Source organism: Pseudooceanicola sp. LIPI14-2-Ac024, assembly GCF_042188925.1.
In the GTDB taxonomy this organism is placed as follows: Bacteria; Pseudomonadota; Alphaproteobacteria; order Rhodobacterales; family Rhodobacteraceae; genus Pseudooceanicola.
In genome coordinates, this window is sequence record NZ_CP170102.1 from 4,029,926 (window position 1) to 4,048,152 (window position 18,227).

Sequence of the window (18,227 nt, forward strand, 5' to 3'; positions counted from 1 at the left end):
CTACTGCACCCGTTGCAGGATCGGCGTGAAGATCACGTTGTCGAGCGAGTTGATCACGTAGACCCCGGCGCCGCCGCCCAGGCCGGACTGTCCGCTGACATTGGCCTGCGCGCGGGAGTAGTAGCTTGCCAGTTGCACGAAGCGGTGGTGGCCAAAGCTGTCGTCGGCGCCGACGGCCGAGATGTCGATCAGTTCGACATTGCCGAGCCGGGCGACCTCCTGCATCCGCGGGTCGTTGATGTTGAGCGAGCCGAGGCGCACGCGCCCGCCCGAGATCCGTTCGGACAGCTGCAGCGCCCGGTCGCCCCGCGAGGACAGCACCACGACCGGATTCCTCATAGGGCCGATGCGGCGCATGATCCGTTCGAAGTTCAGGAGGTCGACGTCGGGCGCGGCCAGGATGGTCTGCATCCGGTCCATCGTGCGGCGGTCGCCCTTGAGGTCGAGGGAGCGCAGCATCTCGACGGTGATGAAGCCGCCCATCGAGTGGCCGATCAGCATGGCGGGACGGTCCGCGGTGAGGTCGGTCATCAGCGCCTCGAGCGTGTCGCGCGAAAAGAGCGCGGCCTGCCGGTCGCCCACGTAGTCGAGCGGGGAGCCGTTCGAGGGCCACGAGAACAGCACCGGCGCCCCCTTGAGACCCGAGTTGTTGGCCAGCTGCGCCAGGCGGAACACGGCCTCGGAATGGCGCGTGTTGAAGCCGTGGACAAAGACGGCCAGCTCTCCGCCCTGACTTTCGCGCCGGACCTCGCGGAGGAAGCGGTCGCGGTCGATGATGCCGCTCTGCGTGACGAAGAAATCGGTTTCGGGGTCCGGCGTGCCCTGCGCAAAGGTCAACGCCGTCTCGATGTGGCCGGGCGGGACGGAGACGTCGAAGAACTGGTAGGTCGTCTGGAACGAGGCTGTCTTGCCGAAGCGCTGGTCGGCGTCGCGGTTCGTCGCCACGTAGACGCGGACGACGTTCGCGGTCGGGGTTTCGGGCGGGACGGGCGACAAGGATTCGATGCCCGGGCGCGGGGTGCAGGCGGAAAGGAGGGTGCCGAGGACGAGTGCGGTCAGCGCGCGCAGGAGAAATTCGAAAGGAGGTTGTGCCTTCATCGCCCGCCGCCGCTGTCCGGGATCGCGCCGCGCGACCCAAGTCAGACTATGCGCCGGCGTGACAAGGTCAACCCTGAGCGGTGTCGCCCATTTCCTCGCGCCAGTGGCGGCGGCAGAGCGAGACGTAGGTTTCGTTGCCGCCGATCTGCACCTGCGCACCCTCGCGCATGGCGTGGCCCTGCGCGTCGCGGCGCACGACCATGGTGGCCTTGCGCCCGCAGTGACAGATGGTGCGCACCTCGCGCATCTCGTCGGCCAGCGCCAGCAGGGCGGCGGAGCCCTCGAACAGGTTGCCGAGGAAATCGACCCGCAGGCCGTAGCACATCACCGGCACGTTCAGGTCGTCGACGGCGCGGGCCAGTTGCCAGACCTGGTCGCGGGTCAGGAACTGCGCCTCGTCGACGAAGACGCAGGCACAGGGGCCTTCGGCCAGGCGGGCCTGGATGCGGGCAAAGAGGTCGTCGGCATCGGTGAAGGTGTCGGCCCCGGCGCCGATGCCAATCCGGCTGGCGATGCGGCCGGCCCCGGCGCGATCATCGAGGCGAGCGGTCAGCAGGTAGGTCTGCATCCCGCGTTCGATGTAGTTGTGGGACGCCTGGAGGAGCACCGTCGACTTGCCGGCGTTCATCGTCGAGAAGTGGAAGTAGAGCTTGGCCATGCGCTCAGATCAGGGGGACGAAGGGCACGCCGCAGGCCGAAAGGGCCAGCAGCGCGCCGAGGGACAGGGCGAGGCGGAAGAGAGCCACCGCCTCAGCTGTCCTGCAGGGAGATGACGCCGATCTCGCCTTCTTGCCGCGCCTGGATCGCCAGAACGGCAGCCTGCGCGCCGGCGGCGGTGGTGTAGTAGGGGATCTTGTCATAGAGCGCGACCGAGCGGATCTGCCGGCTGTCGTTGATCGACTGGGCGTTCTCGGTCGTGTTGAACACCAGCGCGATTGTCCCGTCCTTGAGCTGGTCGACGATGTTCGGCCGCCCCTCGTAGACCTTGTTCACCCGCTCGCAGGCGATGTCCGCGCCTTTCAGCCAGTCCATCGTGCCCTGCGTGGCGACAAGGGCAAAACCCTGGTCGGCCAGCGTGCGGGCCGCCTCGCGCATTGCGTCGGTCTTGTCCTCGTCCTTGATCGAGATGAAGACGCGGCCCTCGGAGGGCAGGTCGACCCCGGCGCCAAGCTGCGCCTTGAGGAAGGCGCGGGCAAAGCTGAGATCGTAGCCCATCACCTCGCCGGTGGAGCGCATTTCCGGCCCGAGCAGCGTGTCGACACCCGGGAAGCGGGCGAAGGGCAGCACCGCCTCTTTCACCGCGAAGCCGTCGAGGTTGGGATCGACCAGGTCGAAGGACCCGAGCTTTTCACCCGCCATGACGCGCGCGGCGATCGAGGCAATGGGGGAGTTCACGGCCTTGGCCACGAAGGGCACGGTCCGCGAGGCGCGGGGGTTCACCTCGATTAGGTAGATCTCGTTGTCCTTGACCGCGTATTGCACGTTCATCAGGCCGACCACGCCCAGTTCGAGGGCGAGCGCGTGCGACTGGCGCTTGAGCTCGGCGATGATGTCGTCGGAGAGCGAGAAGGGCGGAAGCGAGCAGGCGCTGTCGCCCGAGTGCACGCCGGCCTCTTCGATGTGCTGCATGATGCCCGCGACATGCACGTTCTCACCATCGCAGAGTGCGTCGACGTCGACCTCGATGGCGCCGGACAGGTAGCTGTCGAGCAGCACGGGGCTGTCGCCCGAGACCACGACCGCGTCGCGGATGTAGCGTTTCAGCCCGTCCATGTCGCGCACGATCTCCATCGCGCGGCCGCCCAGCACGTAGGAGGGGCGGATCACCAGCGGGAAGCCGATCTTGGCCGCGATCTCGACCGCTTCGAGGTCGGAATGCGCGATGCCGTTGTTCGGCTGCTTGAGGTTCAGCCGGTTCACCAGGTCCTGGAACCGCTCGCGGTCCTCGGCCAGGTCGATGGCGTCGGGGGTGGTGCCCAGGATCGGGATGCCCTCGGCCTCGAGCGCGTTGGCAAGTTTCAGGGGCGTCTGGCCGCCGAACTGGACGATGACGCCGTGCAGGGTGCCGTTCGACTGTTCGACGCGCAGGATCTCCATCACGTGTTCGAAGGTCAGCGGTTCGAAGTAGAGCCGGTCCGAGGTGTCATAGTCGGTCGACACGGTCTCGGGGTTGCAGTTGACCATGATGGTCTCATAGCCAGCGTCGGTCAGCGCAAAGCAGGCGTGGCAGCAGCAGTAGTCGAACTCGATCCCCTGGCCGATCCGGTTCGGACCGCCGCCGAGGATGACGACCTTCTTGCGGTCGGAGGGCCGCGCCTCGCATTCCACCTCGCCCATCACGGGCGCTTCGTAGGTGGAATACATGTAGGGGGTCTGGGCCTCGAACTCGGCCCCGCAGGTGTCGATGCGTTTGAACACCGCCGTCACGCCGAGGTTCTGGCGGGCGCGGCGCACGTTGCCTTCGTCCCGCGCGCAGAGCTTGGCGAGGCGGGCGTCGGAGAAGCCCAGCATCTTGAGCCGGCGCAGGCCCTGCTCGGTGACCGGCAGGCCGTTCTTGATGACCTCGGCCTCGACATCGACGATCTCGCGGATGCGGGCGAGGAACCAGGGGTCATAGGCGGTGGCGGCACCGATCTCGTCGTCGCTCAGCCCGTGGCGCATGGCCTGGGCGATGACGCGGATGCGGTCCGGGGTCTGTTCCGACAGCGCCTTGATCACGGCGGCCTTGTCGGGGGCGCCCTCGATCTCGATCTCGTCAAAGCCGGTCAGGCCGGTCTCCATCGAGGCCAGCGCCTTCTGCATCAACTCGTGGAAGGACCGGCCGATGGCCATCGCCTCGCCCACGGACTTCATCGCGGTGGTCAGGTGCGGCTTGGATCCCGGGAACTTCTCGAAGGCGAAGCGCGGGATCTTGGTGACGACGTAGTCGATGGTCGGCTCGAAGCTGGCGGGCGTGACCTTTGTGATGTCGTTGTCGAGCTCGTCGAGCGTGTAGCCGACGGCGAGCTTGGCCGCGATCTTGGCAATCGGGAAGCCGGTGGCCTTGGAGGCCAGCGCCGAGGAGCGCGACACCCGGGGGTTCATCTCGATCACCACCATGCGGCCGTCGGCCGGGTTGATCGCCCACTGGACGTTCGAGCCGCCGGTCTCGACGCCGATCTCGCGCAGCACGGCGATCGAGCCGTTGCGCATCGCCTGGTATTCCTTGTCGGTCAGCGTCAGGGCAGGGGCCACGGTGATCGAGTCGCCGGTGTGCACGCCCATCGGATCGACGTTCTCGATCGAGCAGACGATGATCGCGTTGTCCGCCTTGTCGCGGACGACCTCCATCTCGAATTCCTTCCAGCCGAGGAGGGATTCGTCGACGAGGATCTGGCCGACCGGAGAGGCCTCCATGCCGGAGCGGCAGTAGTATTCATAGTCGTCGCGGTTGTAGGCCACGCCGCCGCCGGTGCCGCCAAGGGTGAAGGCAGGGCGGATGATCGCGGGCAGGCCGATGTGGTCGAGCGCTTCCATCGCGTCCTTCAGGCCCGCGCGGATGTCGAACTTGCCGTTCTCCATCTTGGGCGAGGTGACGATGGTGGCCTTGGGGTTTTCGAGCCCGATCCGGTCCATCGCCTCGCGGAAGAGCTTGCGATCCTCCGCCATCTCGATGGCGTCCTTGTTGGCGCCGATCAGTTCCACGCCGAACTTTGCCAGAACGCCCATCTCGTCGAGCTTGAGCGAGGTGTTGAGGCCGGTCTGCCCGCCCATGGTGGGCAGCAGCGCGTCGGGGCGTTCCTTTTCGATGATCTTGGCGACGATCTCGGGGGTGATCGGCTCGATATAGGTCGCGTCGGCCATGTCCGGGTCGGTCATGATCGTGGCCGGGTTCGAGTTCACCAGGATGACGCGGTAGCCTTCCTCGCGCAGGGCCTTGCAGGCCTGGGCGCCGGAATAGTCGAACTCGCACGCCTGCCCGATGACGATGGGACCTGCGCCGATGATCATGATGGAGTTGATATCGGTTCTTTTCGGCATGAGTCCCTCGCGTGCGCAAATTGTCGTGCGTTATAGGGATGGCACGTCGGGGTGCAAGGGGGCTAGCCGTAGCGTAAGGCGGAAACCGGGATTTTCCAAGCTTCGCGGGGTGGCCGGCCCCCGTAGGGACCGGCCGTTGGTCTCAGCGCGACGGGATCTGACGGCTGGAGACGTTGACCACAAGGCCCTCGGCGGTCAGCACCGGGCGCGAACGGAAGTTCACGCAGACGTTCTGGGTGCAGATCATCTGCCGCGTGACGCTTTCAATTCGACCGATCAACATCCCGTCGTTGGTCAGCAGCGGGCGGCCCGTGAGTGGGGGATTGCCGCCGCCGCTTGCGGTCTGGGTGCCGCCGCCGAAGAGGCCACCGCCCCCGCCGCCGGTTCCGCCGCCACCGTTCGTCCCGGTGCCGCCGGTGTTGCCGGTCCCGCCGCCGCTGCCACCGCCGGAGCCGCCGCCGCCGCCACCGAACGAGGTGCCGCCGCCGATGCTGGCGCCGACATCGACGCTGGCGACCGAGCCACCGCCGACCGAGGCACCGACGCCGACATCGGCGACCGATCCGCCGCCGACCGAGGCGCTCACGTCCGCGTCCGCGACCGAGCCACCGCCGACCGAGGCGCTCACATCCGCGTCCGCGACCGAGCCACCGCCGACCGAGGCGCTTACATCGGCGTCCGCGACCGAACCGCCGCCGACCGAGACGCCGACATCGGCATCCGCGACCGAGCCGCCGCCGATCGAGACATCGGCACTGACGCCGACGCCTCCGCCGCCGATACTGACGCCGAGGCCAGCATAGGCCGGTCCGGCAAGCGCGACGGAACACAGGGACATCATCAACATTGTCTTGTGTGTCATTGGGTTACTCCTCCATTTCCCATGGCCCCCAAATTTCACACGGGTGTCGAAGATACGATTTCCCTTGCGTCAGTGTTTCAACTTTTACGGAAACACATTGTTAATAGCACCACCTTGACGTTTAAACACGTGTTTTCACAACATATAGGGCCGGTTCGGTCCTAATTTTCCAATCCGAAAGTCCGTTGCGGCACGACGCGACGGCGCCAGGAGGGCCGGGCAGGGCGCAATCCGGTTGTTCCCTTGACTTTGCCCCCTTGGCGCTGTGTATCGGCGCAAACCTGACACAGACCCACTAGGGGGCCCCATGCACGCCTTTCGCAGCCACACCTGCGCCGCTCTGACCAAGTCCAACGTGGGCGAGACCGTCCGCCTTTCCGGCTGGGTGCATCGCGTGCGAGATCACGGCGGCGTCCTCTTCATCGACCTGCGTGACCACTACGGCGTGACCCAGGTGCTGTGCGACAGCGACAGCCCGGTGTTCAAGGACGTCGAAAAGGTGCGCTCGGAATGGTGCATCCGGATCGACGGCACCGTGAAGGCCCGCGACGAGAGCCTGGTGAACCCCAAGCTGCCGACCGGCGAGATCGAGGTCTACATCCGCGACATGGAAGTCCTGGGCGCCGCCAAGGAACTGCCGCTGATGGTCTTTGGCGACCAGGAATACCCCGAGGAAACCCGCCTGCGGTACCGCTACCTCGACCTGCGCCGCGACGTGATGCAGAAGAACATGGTGCTGCGGTCCGACGTCGTCGCCTCGATGCGGAAACGCATGTGGGACAAGGGCTTCCGCGAGTACCAGACGCCGATCATCACCGCATCGTCCCCCGAGGGCGCGCGCGACTTCCTCGTGCCGTCGCGCCTGCATCCGGGCAAGTTCTACGCCCTGCCGCAGGCGCCGCAGCAGTTCAAGCAGCTGCTGATGGTGTCGGGCTTTGACAAGTACTTCCAGATCGCGCCCTGCTTCCGCGACGAGGATCCGCGCGCCGACCGCTCGCCCACCGACTTCTACCAGCTCGACATGGAGATGTCGTTCGTCACCCAGCAGGACGTGTTCGACACGATCGCGCCGGTGCTGGGCGGCGTATTCGAGGAATTCGGCGGTGGCCGCAAGGTCGATGCGCCCGCAGAATGGCCGCAGATCACCTATGCCGACGCCGCGCTGAAATACGGCTCCGACAAGCCGGACCTGCGCAACCCGATCGAGATGCAGGTGGTGTCCGAGCATTTCGCCGGTTCGGGTTTCGCGATCTTCGCCAAGCTGCTGGAGCAGGACGGCACCGAGATCCGCGCGATCCCCGCGCCCACGGGTGGCTCGCGCAAGTTCTGCGACCGGATGAACGCATTTGCTCAGCAGCAGGGGCTGCCGGGCATGGGCTACATCTTTTGGCGCGACAACAACGGCGAGATGGAGGCGGCCGGTCCGCTGGCCAAGAACATCGGCCCGGAGCGGACCGAGGCGATCCGCCAGCAGCTGGGCCTCGGCATCGGCGACGCGGCCTTCTTCCTCGGCGGCAAGCCGAAGAGCTTCGAGGCCGTCGCGGGCCGTGCGCGGAACGTCATCGGCGAAGAACTGGGGCTGACCGACAAGGACCGCTTCGCCTTTGCCTGGATCGTGGATTTCCCGATCTACGAGAAGGACGAGGAAACCGGCAAGATCGACTTCGAACACAACCCCTTCTCGATGCCGCAAGGCGGGATGGAGGCGCTGGAGGGCGATCCGCTGACGGTGAAGGGCTTCCAGTACGACCTCGCCTGCAACGGCTACGAGATCGTGTCGGGCGCGATCCGGAACCACAAGCCCGAGATCATGTTCAAGGCCTTCGAGATCGCGGGCTATCCGAAGGAAGAGGTCACCAAGCGCTTCGGCGGCATGGTCAACGCCTTCCAGTACGGCGCCCCGCCGCACGGTGGCTGCGCGGCCGGTGTCGACCGGATCGTGATGCTGCTGGCGGACGAGGTGAACCTGCGCGATGTCATGCTCTTCCCGATGAACCAGCGGGCCGAGGACCTGATGATGGGCGCGCCGTCCGAGCCGACCAGCGACCAGCTGATGGAACTGTCGCTGCGGGTGATCCCGCAAGAGTAGTACATGCCGTGGCGTGATCCCGCATAGGGTCACGCCACCGCCCAAATCCTGCCGCGCTTGCCCGTCATCCTGGGCGCATGTGGCAGGCCGAGATCCAACGCATGAAATTCCGACGCCGCCGGCGTCTTGCTGCGCGGGCGCGGGGCATGTTGCTGGCGTTCGCCCTGCTCGGGATCGGGCTGGCCATGGCCAGGGGCGTCGACCTGCCCGCCGCCGATTTCCTGATGAAGCCCGCACCGGCGCCACGCGCGCTGATGATCGACGGGCCGGTGACCCATGTCCGCGACGGCGACACGATCGAGGTGCGTGGCACCCCGGTGCGGATTGCCAACCTCGACTGCGCCGAACGCGGCACTGCGGATGGCGCCGAGGCGACGTTCCGCATGATCGAGATCGCGCAGAAGGGCCCGATGCTCTGCCGGCTCGAAGGGCGCAAGTCCTGGGACCGCGAGGTCGGGGTCTGTGCGCTGCCCGACGGGCGCGACATCGGCGAGATCCTGATTTCCGAAGGCACCTGCGACCGCTGGCAGGGCTAGGCCGGGATTGCGCAGCTTCCGGGTCGCGTGACGGGCCGGGCGGGGCTTAGGACGGGGTATCCAACCACGGAGCCCTGACATGCCCTTCCAGATCCACGCCCTGCCGAATGACCCGTTCCTGCCGCTCCACGACCTGACCGACGAGGCGCTTGTCGCCCTTGGCGCCCGCCGGATGGTGGCCGATGCCAAGCCCGGGTTCCCCTGCCGCGTCAGCCTGGCCGATGCCGACCCGGGCGAGACGGTGATCCTGCTGAACCACGAATACCAGCCGGCGCAGTCGCCTTACCGCGCCCGGCACGCGATCTTTGTCCGCGAGCATGCGGAACAGGCGCATCCCGCACCCGGCGAGGTGCCGCTGTCGCTGGCGTCCCGGCTGCTGTCCGTGCGGGCCTTCGATGCCGACGACATGATCCGCGACGCCGAGGTGCTCGAGGGGACGGGGCTGGCCGACCTGCTCGACACCATGTTCGCGGACCCCGGCACGGCGTATGTCCACATCCACAACGCGCGGCGGGGCTGTTACGCCGCCCGCGCGACCCGGCCCGGAGAGGTGTGAGCCCGGCTTTCCGGTTGCATTCCCCCCACCGTCCGTGCGAGGCGCGCCCCCTCACGCAACCGAGCCAACGGAGGGGCCATGACCCTGACCATCCGCCACAACCGGGAGCGCGACCTGGAGCCGCTTTCCCGCCTGTTGACCGACAGCGAGGCGCTGGCCCTCGTGAACCCGAACGCCGGCCACCCGTTCGATCCCTTCGAATGGAACGAGAAGTGGCTGGGCGACCTGCATGACGAAAGCTTCTACATCCTCGACGGTGGTGGCAACTCGGTGGGGTTCTTTGCCCTCCGCGTCGGGGCCGGGCCCGAGATCCGGCACCTGACCTATGTCTTCGTCGCCGAAGAGGCGCGGGGCGGGGCGGGCGCGGTGATGGCCCGGTTCGTCGAGGAGGCCGCCCGCGGCCTCGGCGCGCTGACGATCACGCTGAAATGCGAGCTCGACAATGCGCCGGCGCTGAACGCCTATCTCGCGGCCGGGTACGAGGAACTGTCGCGGCGGGACGGCATGGCGACCATGCGGCTCGACCTCGACTGAGCCTTGCCAAGGCGGGTGACTTGGGAGAGTCTGCGGCTCCCGCGCCGGAGACGCCCATGTTCGACACGCTGAAATCGCTCGGCTTCGACCTTGCCACCACAAACCATGCCGAGGCGATCCTGCGGCATGATTTCCCCGGCGAGGCGGCGGCGCTGGAAGAGGTGCTGGCGGGCTTCGCGATCTCGATGCCCGAGCTGATCGGCGGTGGCGGCGGCGAAAGCGGGCAAACCCAGCGGATGCGCCGGGCGCTCGACGGGGCCGGGTGGCGCAAGCACAACTTTGCCGTCCAGACCATCGTCGACGGCGTGGTGCGCGAGGCGATCAGCCACGAGATCGACCACGTGAAGCGGGGCGCGGCGGGCACGCTGGCGCTGGAGATCGAGTGGAACAACAAGGACCCGTTCTTCGATCGCGACCTCGAGAACTTCCAGCGGCTGCACGCGCAATCGGCGATTTCGCTCGGCGTGATCGTGACCCGGGGCGCGTCGATGCAGGACGGGTTCAAGGCCCGGATCACGCAATGGCTGCTGGATCACGACCTGTCGAGCGAGGATGACCTCGACCGCCTCGGCATCGGCGACCGGACCGCGCGGCAGAAGGCCAAGGTCGCCGGGCAGGTGTCGCGCGGCACGCCGTTCCACGAGGCGTTTGCGCATTTCTTCGTGGCCGACAAGTTCGGGCCGTCGACCACCCATTGGGCCAAGCTGGAGGACCGGGTGCGGCGCGGGGTCGGAAACCCCTGTCCGCTGCTGCTGATCGGCCTGCCGCTGGGGATCCTGTCGGATCTGGCGCCCGAGGGGGCGGCGGAGGGGCGGCTGCTCTGAGATCGGGGGCGATCCGGCGGAAGGCCGCCGGCGGCGGCCTGCGACATGGCCTGGTGCGAGGGGGCTGTCTGCCCCCTCTTGCGCGCGGGCGCGCGCAATTCACCCCCGAGGATACGGAACCAGGGGAAGGAGCGGGGCGGGGGCTATTCGGCGGCGACCGAGGAGTTGTAGCTGTAGGTCTTCCAGCCGGGCTTGTAGTCGGCATCGGCCTGGTTGCCCCAGACGGTCCAGCCTTCGCGCACGCCGCGGCCGAAGAGTTCCAGGTAGGGCCCCCACGAGCAGCTTTCGATCAGCTCGTACTGCTCATCGGGCTTGCGGGAGTGTTCGCGCTTGCGGGTCTGCAGCATGTTCACCTGGCGGCGGCCGGCGTCGAGGGTGCGGGCGTTCTTGCCGCGGGTGCCGAAGAGCAGCAGTTCCGTCACGTTCCGGAAGTAGAAGCCCACGCCGCGCCCGTCCGACCCGCCATCCTTGCGGATCTTGTGCCAGACGATGTTGGACTTGTATTCGAAGCCCCAGGCCGACAGCACCTGCAGCCCCTCGGGCAGCAGCGCGTTCGGCACCCACATGTAGCAATGCGCCTTGTCCTCGAGGTGGTCGGCCACCGGCAGGGCACAAATCTCCTCGAGCGTCATGGTGGGGTAGCGCGACAGGCGCTTGTGCTCGGGCGCGACCTTGCCGGTCCGGTTGGCAAACCGCCACGGCGGATCGGCCATGACCGTGCCGAACTTGGCACCGTCGAGAAATTTGAGCAGGTCTTGCGAAGGGGAGCCAGTCATATCCAACATATAGCTTGAGCCGCGCGCGTGTGTCCACGAAAAGCCTTTGGAACATAGCGTGAACGGTTGCGATTAAGCAAGCGTTGATGCCGGAAGGATCAGGCGACGTCGCGGTCCTGTGCGGCCAGCTGCGCCATCAGCGCGGTTTCCAGCTCGTGCTCCAGTTCGCGGGCGCGGGCGATGTACTCCTCGTTCTTGTGCGAGGGCGTGTCGGGATCCCAGAGCTCGGCCAGTTCGCGCATGGTGTGGCGGTCGTGGTGGTAGAAGGTGTCCTCGGCTTCGGCGGCCTCGTACTCGGTGAGGCCGACGTTCTCCAGCACGTAGCGTCCGGCGCGGAGCGAGCTGTCGAACATCTCGCGCACAATGTCGTCGGCCCCGGCGCGGTAGAGCTTGTAGACATGGGTCCGGTCGTAGGCGCGGGCGATGATGTGCAGGTCGGGCCGCAGCTTGCGCGCGTATTCGACCAGCTGGGTCACGGTGTCGGGATTGTCCATCGCGGCGACCAGCACGCGGGCCTTGTCGATCCCGGCGGCGCGCAGGATGTCGGGGCGCGAGGGGTCGCCGAAATAGCCCTTGATGCCGAAGCGGCGCATCAGCTCGATCGTGGCTGGGTCGTGGTCGAGCACCACGGTCCGGTAGCCTGCCGAGCTCACCAGCCGGTTCACGATCTGGCCGAAGCGGCCGATGCCGGCGATGATGACCGGCCCGTCCTCGTCGATCTCGTCCGGGGCGCGGTCGCCGACGGTGTCCTCCATCTTTCGCGAGAGCCGGTCGTAGATGATGAAGCCCAGCGGTGTCAGCAGCATGGTGATCGCGATCGACAGCAGCACGAACTGGCTGAGCTCGACCGGCAGCACCCCGATCTGGCGCGAGAAGGAGACGAGGACGAAGCCGAATTCACCGGCCTGCGCCAGCGCGAGCGTGAAGAGCGCGAGATTCCGCCCCGCAGCTTGAACACCCAGCCGAGGCCGAAGAGGATCACCGCCTTCAGCACCATCACCGCCACCGCCATGCCGAAGATCACGACGGGGTCGTTGAAGAGCAGGGTGAAGTTGATCCCCGCGCCCACGGTGATGAAGAAGAGCCCGAGCAGCAGGCCCTTGAAGGGTTCGATGTCGGTTTCCAGCTCGTGCCGGAATTCGCTGTTGGCCAGCACCACGCCGGCGAGGAAGGTGCCAAGCGCGGGGGAGAGGCCGACCATCGTCATCAGCAGCGCGATGCCGGTGACGATGAGCAGGGCCAGCGCGGTGTACATCTCGCGCAGGCGGGCGGCGTGGATGAAGCGGAAGAGCGGACGGGTGAGGTAGACACCGGCGAGGATGACGACGGCCACGGCGGCAATGGTGACCAGCGTGACGCCCCAGCCCGGCAGGCCCTCGACCAGCGACAGGGTTTCCTCGTGGTGGCCGTCCGCCGCCTCGATCGCGCCGTCGGTGCCGATCACGTGGCTGGCCCCGACCGCCAGCAGCGGCAGGAGGGCTAGGATCGGGATGACGGCGATGTCCTGGGTCAGCAGGACCGAGAAGGCCGAGCGTCCGCCGGGCGTCTGCATCAGGCCCTTTTCGCTGAGAGTCTGCAGCACGATGGCGGTGGAGGACAGCGAGAAGACCAGGCCGACGGCCAGGGCGGTCTGCCAGGGCATGAAGGCGGCGGCGACCGCCATGACCGCCATCGTCGTCAGCACGATCTGCAACCCGCCGAGGCCGATCAGCCGGTGCCGCATGTCCCAGAGCGCGCGGGGTTCCAGTTCGAGCCCGATCAGGAACAGCATCATCACCACGCCGAATTCGGCAAAGTGCTGAAGATCCTCGGTTTCGTTTCCGACAAGGCCCAGCACGGGGCCGATCACGATGCCGGCCAGCAGATACCCCAGCACCGATCCCAGCCCGAGCCGCGAGGCGATCGGCACGGCCACCACCGCGGCCAAAAGGTAGATCGTTGCCTGGTAAAGGAATCCGCTCATTATCCGTCCGTTCGAAAGGGGTTGCCCAACCCTAGCACGCCACGTCCGTGCCGCCAGTTACAAAGCCGCGAAAAATGCCGCTTGTCGGGCACTTGCCCGCGCCGGTGGCGATCAGGCGCTGGCCGCCGCCAGCTGGTCGGCCATCGGCTTCAGCGCGGCGTAGAACACCCAGTGGATCGGCGTCGGCACGCCGTACTTCTCGCCCAGGCGGACGACATCGCCGCTCAGGTACTCGTGTTCCAGCGGCTTGCCGCGGTTCAGGTCGTCGAGCATTGAGGCGTGCATCTCGTAGGGCAGGCGTTCGACGAAGCCCCAGTTGTCGTCGATCACGCTTTCGGGCAGGTCCGGCACGGCGGCGCGGCCGACGTGATAGGCCTCGGTCGTGGCGTCGTAGAAAAGCTTGCGCGACACCGGGTTCTCGCGCAGCGGGCCGATGTCCATCCGGGTCAGCGTGGTGATCGAGGCAAGCGCACTCTGTCCGACGAACTTGGACCAGAGCTGGTGCATGATGTTGTCGGACACCACCGGCGTGGTGCCCGAGGCCGCCATCGCCCGGGCCAGCCTGTCGCAGCGCGGGGAGGGGCCGCCCGCGACCTCGCCGAAGATCAGCGTGTCCAGCGTCGCGGTGTGCCGGATCACGCCGGGTTCGGCGATCTCTCCGGGCGTGCGGGCGACACCGGGCACGACGTGCTGGCGCCCGACGATGTCACCCAGGCGTTCCCAGGCCGAGATGCCGTTCTGACAGGTGACGATCAGGGTGTCGTCCTTGATCATCGGCGTGATCGACTGGGCCGCGCTTTCGACATCGCCGTTCTTGACCATGAAGAGGATGACGTCGCAGGGCCCGACCTCGGCTGGGTCATCGGTCGCCAACGCGTCGGGCAGGTGCGCGTCGCCTTTGGGGCTGAGGATGGTGAGGCCCTTTGCCTTGATCGCGGCCAGGTGTGCGCCGCGGGCGATCATCCAGACCTCGTGCCCGTCCGCCGCCAGCCGCCCCCCGAAGAGACCCCCGAGGGCGCCCGCCCCCATCACCGCGATCTTCATGCCAGTTTCCTCGTGTTCTGCCGCGGCCAGTTTAGGACCCGCGCCGCCCATGTCCATGCTCAGAGCGGCAGGGGCGCGTCCTGCTTGAACTGGTCCATGACGATCTGGCTCTGCACCCGGGTCACGACATCATGGGCCAGCAGCACCTCGTGGATCAGCGTGTGGAGCGCGCGCAAATCGGCGCAGTAGACGCGGAGGAGGTAGTCGGCCTCCCCGGTCAGGGTCCAGGCGCTGACGATCTCGGGGCGGGCATTCACCAGCCGGGCAAAGGCGCGCGACTGCTCCGGCCCGTGGGTGCCGAGCTGGACCTGGATGAAGGCCTGGATGGCCAGCCCGAGGCGCTGCGCGTCGAGGCGGGCGCGGTAGTGCTGGATGAAGCCCTCGGCCTCGAGCCGCTGGCGCCGCCGTCCGGCCTGCGAGGGCGAGAGATTCAGCCGTTCGCCCAGTTCCTGCGCGGTCAGGTGCGCGTTCTTCTGCAGCGCCGCGAGGAGTCGTTTGTCGGTCTCGTCGATCATGCGTGTTTCCCGCGTCAGATCACAGTTTTGCGCGCATCTCACGCGAAAATCATGCCGAGGGGAAGTCAGAATGCGCAAATCCCCGCCCCGATGGGCCGTCAGGATCCGCCGGAACCCAGCATTCAGGAGGAAGATCATGGGCCCCTTTCCCCACGACGCCCCGCAATCGACCATCACCGACGAGAACCCGGCCGGCACCGACGGCTTCGAGTTCGTCGAGTTCGCCCACCCCGAGCCGGAGGTCCTGCGCGCGCTTTTCACCCGCATGGGCTATGAGCTGACCGGCCGGCACAAGACCAAGGACATCGAGCTCTGGCAGCAGGGCGACATCACCTACCTGCTGAACGCGGAGCCCGGCACGCACGCGGCCCGGTTCATCGAGGAACACGGCCCCTGCGCGCCTTCGATGGGCTGGCGGGTGGTCGATGCGCAGCACGCCTTTGACCATGCCGTCGCCAAGGGGGCAGAGCCCTACGAGGGGCCGGGCAAGGCGATGGACGTGCCCGCGATCAAGGGGATCGGCGGGTCGCTGATCTATTTCATCGAGGATTACTACGACACCTCGCCCTACAACGCGGAGTTCACCTGGCTCGCGCAGTCGAAGCCCAAGGGCGTGGGCTTCTATTACCTCGACCACCTGACCCACAACGTGTTCAAGGGCAACATGGACACCTGGTTCCGGTTCTACGGCGACCTTTTCAACTTCCGCGAAATCCGGTTCTTCGACATCCAGGGCAAGTACACCGGCCTCTTCAGCCGTGCGCTGACCTCGCCCTGCGGCCGCATCCGCATCCCGATCAACGAGGACCGAGGCGAGAAGGGCCAGATCGTCGCCTACCTCGAGAAGTACAACGGCGAGGGCATCCAGCACATCGCCGTCGGCGCGCATGACATCTACGAGGCCACCGACGCGATCGCGGACAACGGGCTGAAGTTCATGCCCGGGCCGCCGGACGCGTATTACGACCTCAGCTTCGACCGCGTGACGGGCCACGAGGAACCGGTCGACCGGATGAAGAAGCACGGCATCCTGATCGACGGCGAAGGCGTCGTGGACGGGGGCGAGACGAAGATCCTCCTCCAGATCTTCTCGAAGACCGTGATCGGCCCGATCTTCTTCGAGTTCATCCAGCGCAAGGGCGACGACGGCTTTGGCGAGGGCAACTTCAAGGCGCTCTTCGAGTCGATCGAGGCGGAACAGATCGCCAATGGCGAGCTGGACGGCGACGGCACGGACGTCGCCGCGGAGTAAGGCCCGACAGACGGCCAGTCCGACAGGGAAGAAATGAGGGGGCCGGGTGCAAGCCATCTGGCCCCCTCGGCACGAATCCCCGTATATTCTCCCGATGGCTTTACCCCGGATTCCTGGATGAACTGCGCACCCGCACCTCGCTGGCCCAGGTGGCCGGCCGGAAGGTCATGTGGGACATGCGCAAGTCGAACCAGGCGCGCGGGGACTGGTGGGCACCGTGCCCCTTCCACCAAGAAAAAAGCGCGTCGTTCCATGTGGATGACAAGAAGGGGTTTTACTACTGCTTCGGATGCCATGCGAAGGGCGACATGATCTCGTTCGTGAAGGAGACCGAGAATGTCGACTTCATGGAGGCGGTCGAGATCCTGGCCCGCGACGCCGGGATGCCGATGCCCGCGCGTGATCCCAGGGCGCAGGAAAAGGTCGACCGCGGCAAGCAGCTTGTCGACGTGATGGAGGCCGCGCTGCGTCATTACCGGATGCAGCTTGGCACCGGGGCGGCTGCGGCGGCACGCGACTACCTCGAACGACGCGGGCTGGATCGCAAGGCAATCGACCGGTTCGAGATCGGCTTCGCCCCAGACGTCCGGCAGGGCGCCTTCCAGGCGCTGACCGGGCAGGGGATCGACGCGAAACTGGTGATCGAGGCGGGGATCTGCGCGGTCCCCGACGGTGGCGGCACGCCCTATGACCGGTTCCGGGGCCGGATCATGTTCCCGATCCGCGACGGGCGCGGGCGCTGCATCGCGTTCGGCGGCCGCGCGATGGACCCGAACGCCAAGGCGAAATACTACAACTCGCCCGAGACGCCGCTCTTTGACAAGAGCCGCTCGGTCTACAACCTCGGCCCGGCGCGCGAGGCGGCGGGCAAGGGCGCGGCGCTGATCCTGGCTGAGGGCTACATGGACGTCATCGCGCTGAGCGAGGCCGGGTTCGGCGGCGCGGTCGCCCCGCTCGGCACGGCGGTGACGGCGGACCAGTTGCAGATGCTGTGGCGCGTGGCGCCCGAGCCCATCGTCTGCCTCGACGGCGACAAGGCCGGGCTGCGCGCGGCCTACCGGGTGATCGACTTGGCCATGCCGCTGCTGGAGGCCGGGAAATCCCTGCGCTTCGCCCTGATGCCCGAGGGCAAGGATCCCGACGACCTGATCCGCGCCGAGGGGGCGCAGGCGATGCAGCGCGTCCTGGACGGGGCGATGCCGATGGTCGACCTCCTTTGGCGGCAGGAGACCGAGGGCAAGACCTTTGACAGCCCGGAACGGCGCGCGGCGCTCGACAAGGCGCTGGCGGACCGGGTTGGCCACATCACCGACCAGGGGCTGCGGCGGCATTACGAGGATGCGCTGAAGGACCTGAAGTGGCAGCTTTTCCGTCGCAAGCCGAAGGCCCAGGGCGAATGGAAGCGGGACTGGAAGCCGGGTGGCCGCGGCAAGGGCACCGCCGGGGTCATCACGCCCGCGCTGCCCAGCACACGCAGTTCGCGCCTCGTGGCGGCGGGCGAGGGGGCCGAGGACCACCTGCGCGAGGCGGTGATCGTCGCCGCGCTGGTGTCGACGCCCGAGGTCTTCGGCGAATTCGAGAGCCAGCTCGAACGGCTGGAATGCCGCGACACGCTGCACGCCACGATCCTGCACACGGTGCTGGCCTACGGCCACGACGGCGGCGACCGCCTGCGCGCCGAAATTTCACGCACGGCGGGCGAGGGGGCGCTTGAAAGCCTGCTGGCCGATCCCCATGTGGCCCTCACACCCCCCGTGCGACGGCCCGGAGATGCCGAGGCCGCGCGCCTTTGCCTGGCCGAGGAACTGGCGAAACTGCAGGCGTCGCGGGGGCTTGCCGCAGAGATCGCAGAGGCCGAGGACGAGATGCAGGGCCAGGCCGACGAGGCGGTGACATGGCGTCTTTCGCAGGCCGCAGAAGCCCGCAATTCCGCGGGCCGTGGGTTCGGGGAGGACCGCGCCGAATACGACACGGGCGACAATGGCGCTCGAATCAATCGTGCCGAGAGAGAGGCCTTCGACAGCCTCCTCGAGGCGATTCGCTTTTCCAAACCGCGCAAATAGGCCGCGGTTGGTGAGGAAACACTAAAGAAAAAAGGGTAAACGGGTGTGCGGCGCGGCGAATCGCGCTAATGATTCGGATCAATCAATGTGATTCG

The 18,227-nt window shown here is 67.1% G+C and carries 14 protein-coding genes and 1 pseudogene; 7 read left to right on the forward strand and 8 right to left on the reverse strand.

All coding sequences use genetic code 11. The annotated features are described in order from the left end of the window. The 4 genes from ACE2AC_RS19800 to ACE2AC_RS19815 all read right to left on the reverse strand — a co-directional run bounded on the left by ACE2AC_RS19800 (window position 1) and on the right by ACE2AC_RS19815 (window position 5,980). Window positions 1-1,098, reverse strand: a complete 1,098-nt coding sequence (locus ACE2AC_RS19800; protein ID WP_375689528.1) for an alpha/beta hydrolase — start codon at window positions 1,096-1,098, stop codon at window positions 1-3. Between the two features lie 67 nt (window positions 1,099-1,165). Continuing rightward, entirely contained in the window at window positions 1,166-1,756 is a 591-nt protein-coding gene (locus ACE2AC_RS19805; protein ID WP_375689530.1) for a thymidine kinase, read from the reverse strand. Window positions 1,757-1,848: 92 nt separating this feature from the next. Then, the gene (gene carB, locus ACE2AC_RS19810; protein ID WP_375689532.1) at window positions 1,849-5,118 is read right to left on the reverse strand and encodes a carbamoyl-phosphate synthase large subunit; all 3,270 of its coding nucleotides are present in this window, start codon (window positions 5,116-5,118) and stop codon (window positions 1,849-1,851) included. 142 nt (window positions 5,119-5,260) lie between these two features. Then, window positions 5,261-5,980 (reverse strand): hypothetical protein, encoded by a 720-nt coding sequence (locus ACE2AC_RS19815; RefSeq protein WP_375689534.1) that lies wholly within the window; start codon window positions 5,978-5,980, stop codon window positions 5,261-5,263. A gap of 307 nt (window positions 5,981-6,287) precedes the next feature. Between ACE2AC_RS19815 and aspS the strand changes: the two genes are divergently transcribed. The 5 genes from aspS (at window position 6,288) to ACE2AC_RS19840 (ending at window position 10,519) form a co-directional block, all read left to right on the forward strand. Next, complete coding sequence (gene aspS / locus ACE2AC_RS19820; RefSeq protein ID WP_375689536.1) at window positions 6,288-8,069, forward strand: aspartate--tRNA ligase; 1,782 nt, start codon at window positions 6,288-6,290, stop codon at window positions 8,067-8,069. A gap of 146 nt (window positions 8,070-8,215) precedes the next feature. Further along, entirely contained in the window at window positions 8,216-8,605 is a 390-nt protein-coding gene (locus tag ACE2AC_RS19825) for a thermonuclease family protein (protein WP_375689538.1), read from the forward strand. A 79-nt stretch (window positions 8,606-8,684) separates the two neighbouring features. Next, a complete protein-coding gene (locus ACE2AC_RS19830; RefSeq protein ID WP_375689540.1) occupies window positions 8,685-9,161 on the forward strand; it encodes a DUF1203 domain-containing protein in 477 nt (158 codons plus the stop codon). Between the two features lie 78 nt (window positions 9,162-9,239). After that, a complete protein-coding gene (locus ACE2AC_RS19835; protein ID WP_375689542.1) occupies window positions 9,240-9,695 on the forward strand; it encodes a GNAT family N-acetyltransferase in 456 nt (151 codons plus the stop codon). Between the two features lie 56 nt (window positions 9,696-9,751). After that, window positions 9,752-10,519 carry a BglII/BstYI family type II restriction endonuclease gene (locus ACE2AC_RS19840; RefSeq protein WP_375689544.1) on the forward strand — a complete coding sequence of 256 codons (768 nt, stop codon included), beginning with the start codon at window positions 9,752-9,754 and terminating at the stop codon, window positions 10,517-10,519. Window positions 10,520-10,662: 143 nt separating this feature from the next. Here the strand turns inward: ACE2AC_RS19840 and ACE2AC_RS19845 are convergent, their stop codons facing one another. From ACE2AC_RS19845 to ACE2AC_RS19860, 4 genes and pseudogenes are all read right to left on the reverse strand, one after another. After that, entirely contained in the window at window positions 10,663-11,295 is a 633-nt protein-coding gene (locus tag ACE2AC_RS19845) for an MT-A70 family methyltransferase (RefSeq protein WP_375689546.1), read from the reverse strand. Window positions 11,296-11,393: 98 nt separating this feature from the next. Next, window positions 11,394-13,258, reverse strand: a pseudogene (locus ACE2AC_RS19850) (monovalent cation:proton antiporter-2 (CPA2) family protein). A gap of 111 nt (window positions 13,259-13,369) precedes the next feature. Then, complete coding sequence (locus tag ACE2AC_RS19855) at window positions 13,370-14,302, reverse strand: ketopantoate reductase family protein (protein WP_375689548.1); 933 nt, start codon at window positions 14,300-14,302, stop codon at window positions 13,370-13,372. Between the two features lie 59 nt (window positions 14,303-14,361). Continuing rightward, the gene (locus ACE2AC_RS19860) at window positions 14,362-14,817 is read right to left on the reverse strand and encodes an Lrp/AsnC family transcriptional regulator (protein ID WP_375689550.1); all 456 of its coding nucleotides are present in this window, start codon (window positions 14,815-14,817) and stop codon (window positions 14,362-14,364) included. 136 nt (window positions 14,818-14,953) lie between these two features. On the opposite strand from ACE2AC_RS19860, the gene hppD reads away from it, so the two are divergent. Next, entirely contained in the window at window positions 14,954-16,069 is a 1,116-nt protein-coding gene (hppD, locus tag ACE2AC_RS19865; RefSeq protein ID WP_375689552.1) for a 4-hydroxyphenylpyruvate dioxygenase, read from the forward strand. Window positions 16,070-16,152: 83 nt separating this feature from the next. After that, window positions 16,153-18,132, forward strand: coding sequence for a DNA primase (dnaG, locus tag ACE2AC_RS19870; protein WP_375692143.1), 1,980 nt, complete (start codon window positions 16,153-16,155; stop codon window positions 18,130-18,132). The last annotated feature ends 95 nt before the right edge of the window (window positions 18,133-18,227 follow it).

Excerpts from the sequence above, each read along its gene's own strand:
- ACE2AC_RS19845 (WP_375689546.1), bottom strand. The coding sequence starts at position 11,295 with ATGACTGGCTCCCCTTCGCAAGACCTGCTCAAATTTCTCGACGGTGCC.
- ACE2AC_RS19805 (WP_375689530.1), bottom strand. The coding sequence starts at position 1,756 with ATGGCCAAGCTCTACTTCCACTTCTCGACGATGAACGCCGGCAAGTCG.
- ACE2AC_RS19815 (WP_375689534.1), bottom strand. The coding sequence starts at position 5,980 with ATGACACACAAGACAATGTTGATGATGTCCCTGTGTTCCGTCGCGCTT.
- ACE2AC_RS19825 (WP_375689538.1), top strand. The coding sequence starts at position 8,216 with ATGTTGCTGGCGTTCGCCCTGCTCGGGATCGGGCTGGCCATGGCCAGG.
- ACE2AC_RS19800 (WP_375689528.1), bottom strand. The coding sequence starts at position 1,098 with ATGAAGGCACAACCTCCTTTCGAATTTCTCCTGCGCGCGCTGACCGCA.
- carB (WP_375689532.1), bottom strand. The coding sequence starts at position 5,118 with ATGCCGAAAAGAACCGATATCAACTCCATCATGATCATCGGCGCAGGT.
- ACE2AC_RS19835 (WP_375689542.1), top strand. The coding sequence starts at position 9,240 with ATGACCCTGACCATCCGCCACAACCGGGAGCGCGACCTGGAGCCGCTT.
- ACE2AC_RS19855 (WP_375689548.1), bottom strand. The coding sequence starts at position 14,302 with ATGAAGATCGCGGTGATGGGGGCGGGCGCCCTCGGGGGTCTCTTCGGG.
- ACE2AC_RS19830 (WP_375689540.1), top strand. The coding sequence starts at position 8,685 with ATGCCCTTCCAGATCCACGCCCTGCCGAATGACCCGTTCCTGCCGCTC.
- hppD (WP_375689552.1), top strand. The coding sequence starts at position 14,954 with ATGGGCCCCTTTCCCCACGACGCCCCGCAATCGACCATCACCGACGAG.
- ACE2AC_RS19840 (WP_375689544.1), top strand. The coding sequence starts at position 9,752 with ATGTTCGACACGCTGAAATCGCTCGGCTTCGACCTTGCCACCACAAAC.
- ACE2AC_RS19860 (WP_375689550.1), bottom strand. The coding sequence starts at position 14,817 with ATGATCGACGAGACCGACAAACGACTCCTCGCGGCGCTGCAGAAGAAC.
- aspS (WP_375689536.1), top strand. The coding sequence starts at position 6,288 with ATGCACGCCTTTCGCAGCCACACCTGCGCCGCTCTGACCAAGTCCAAC.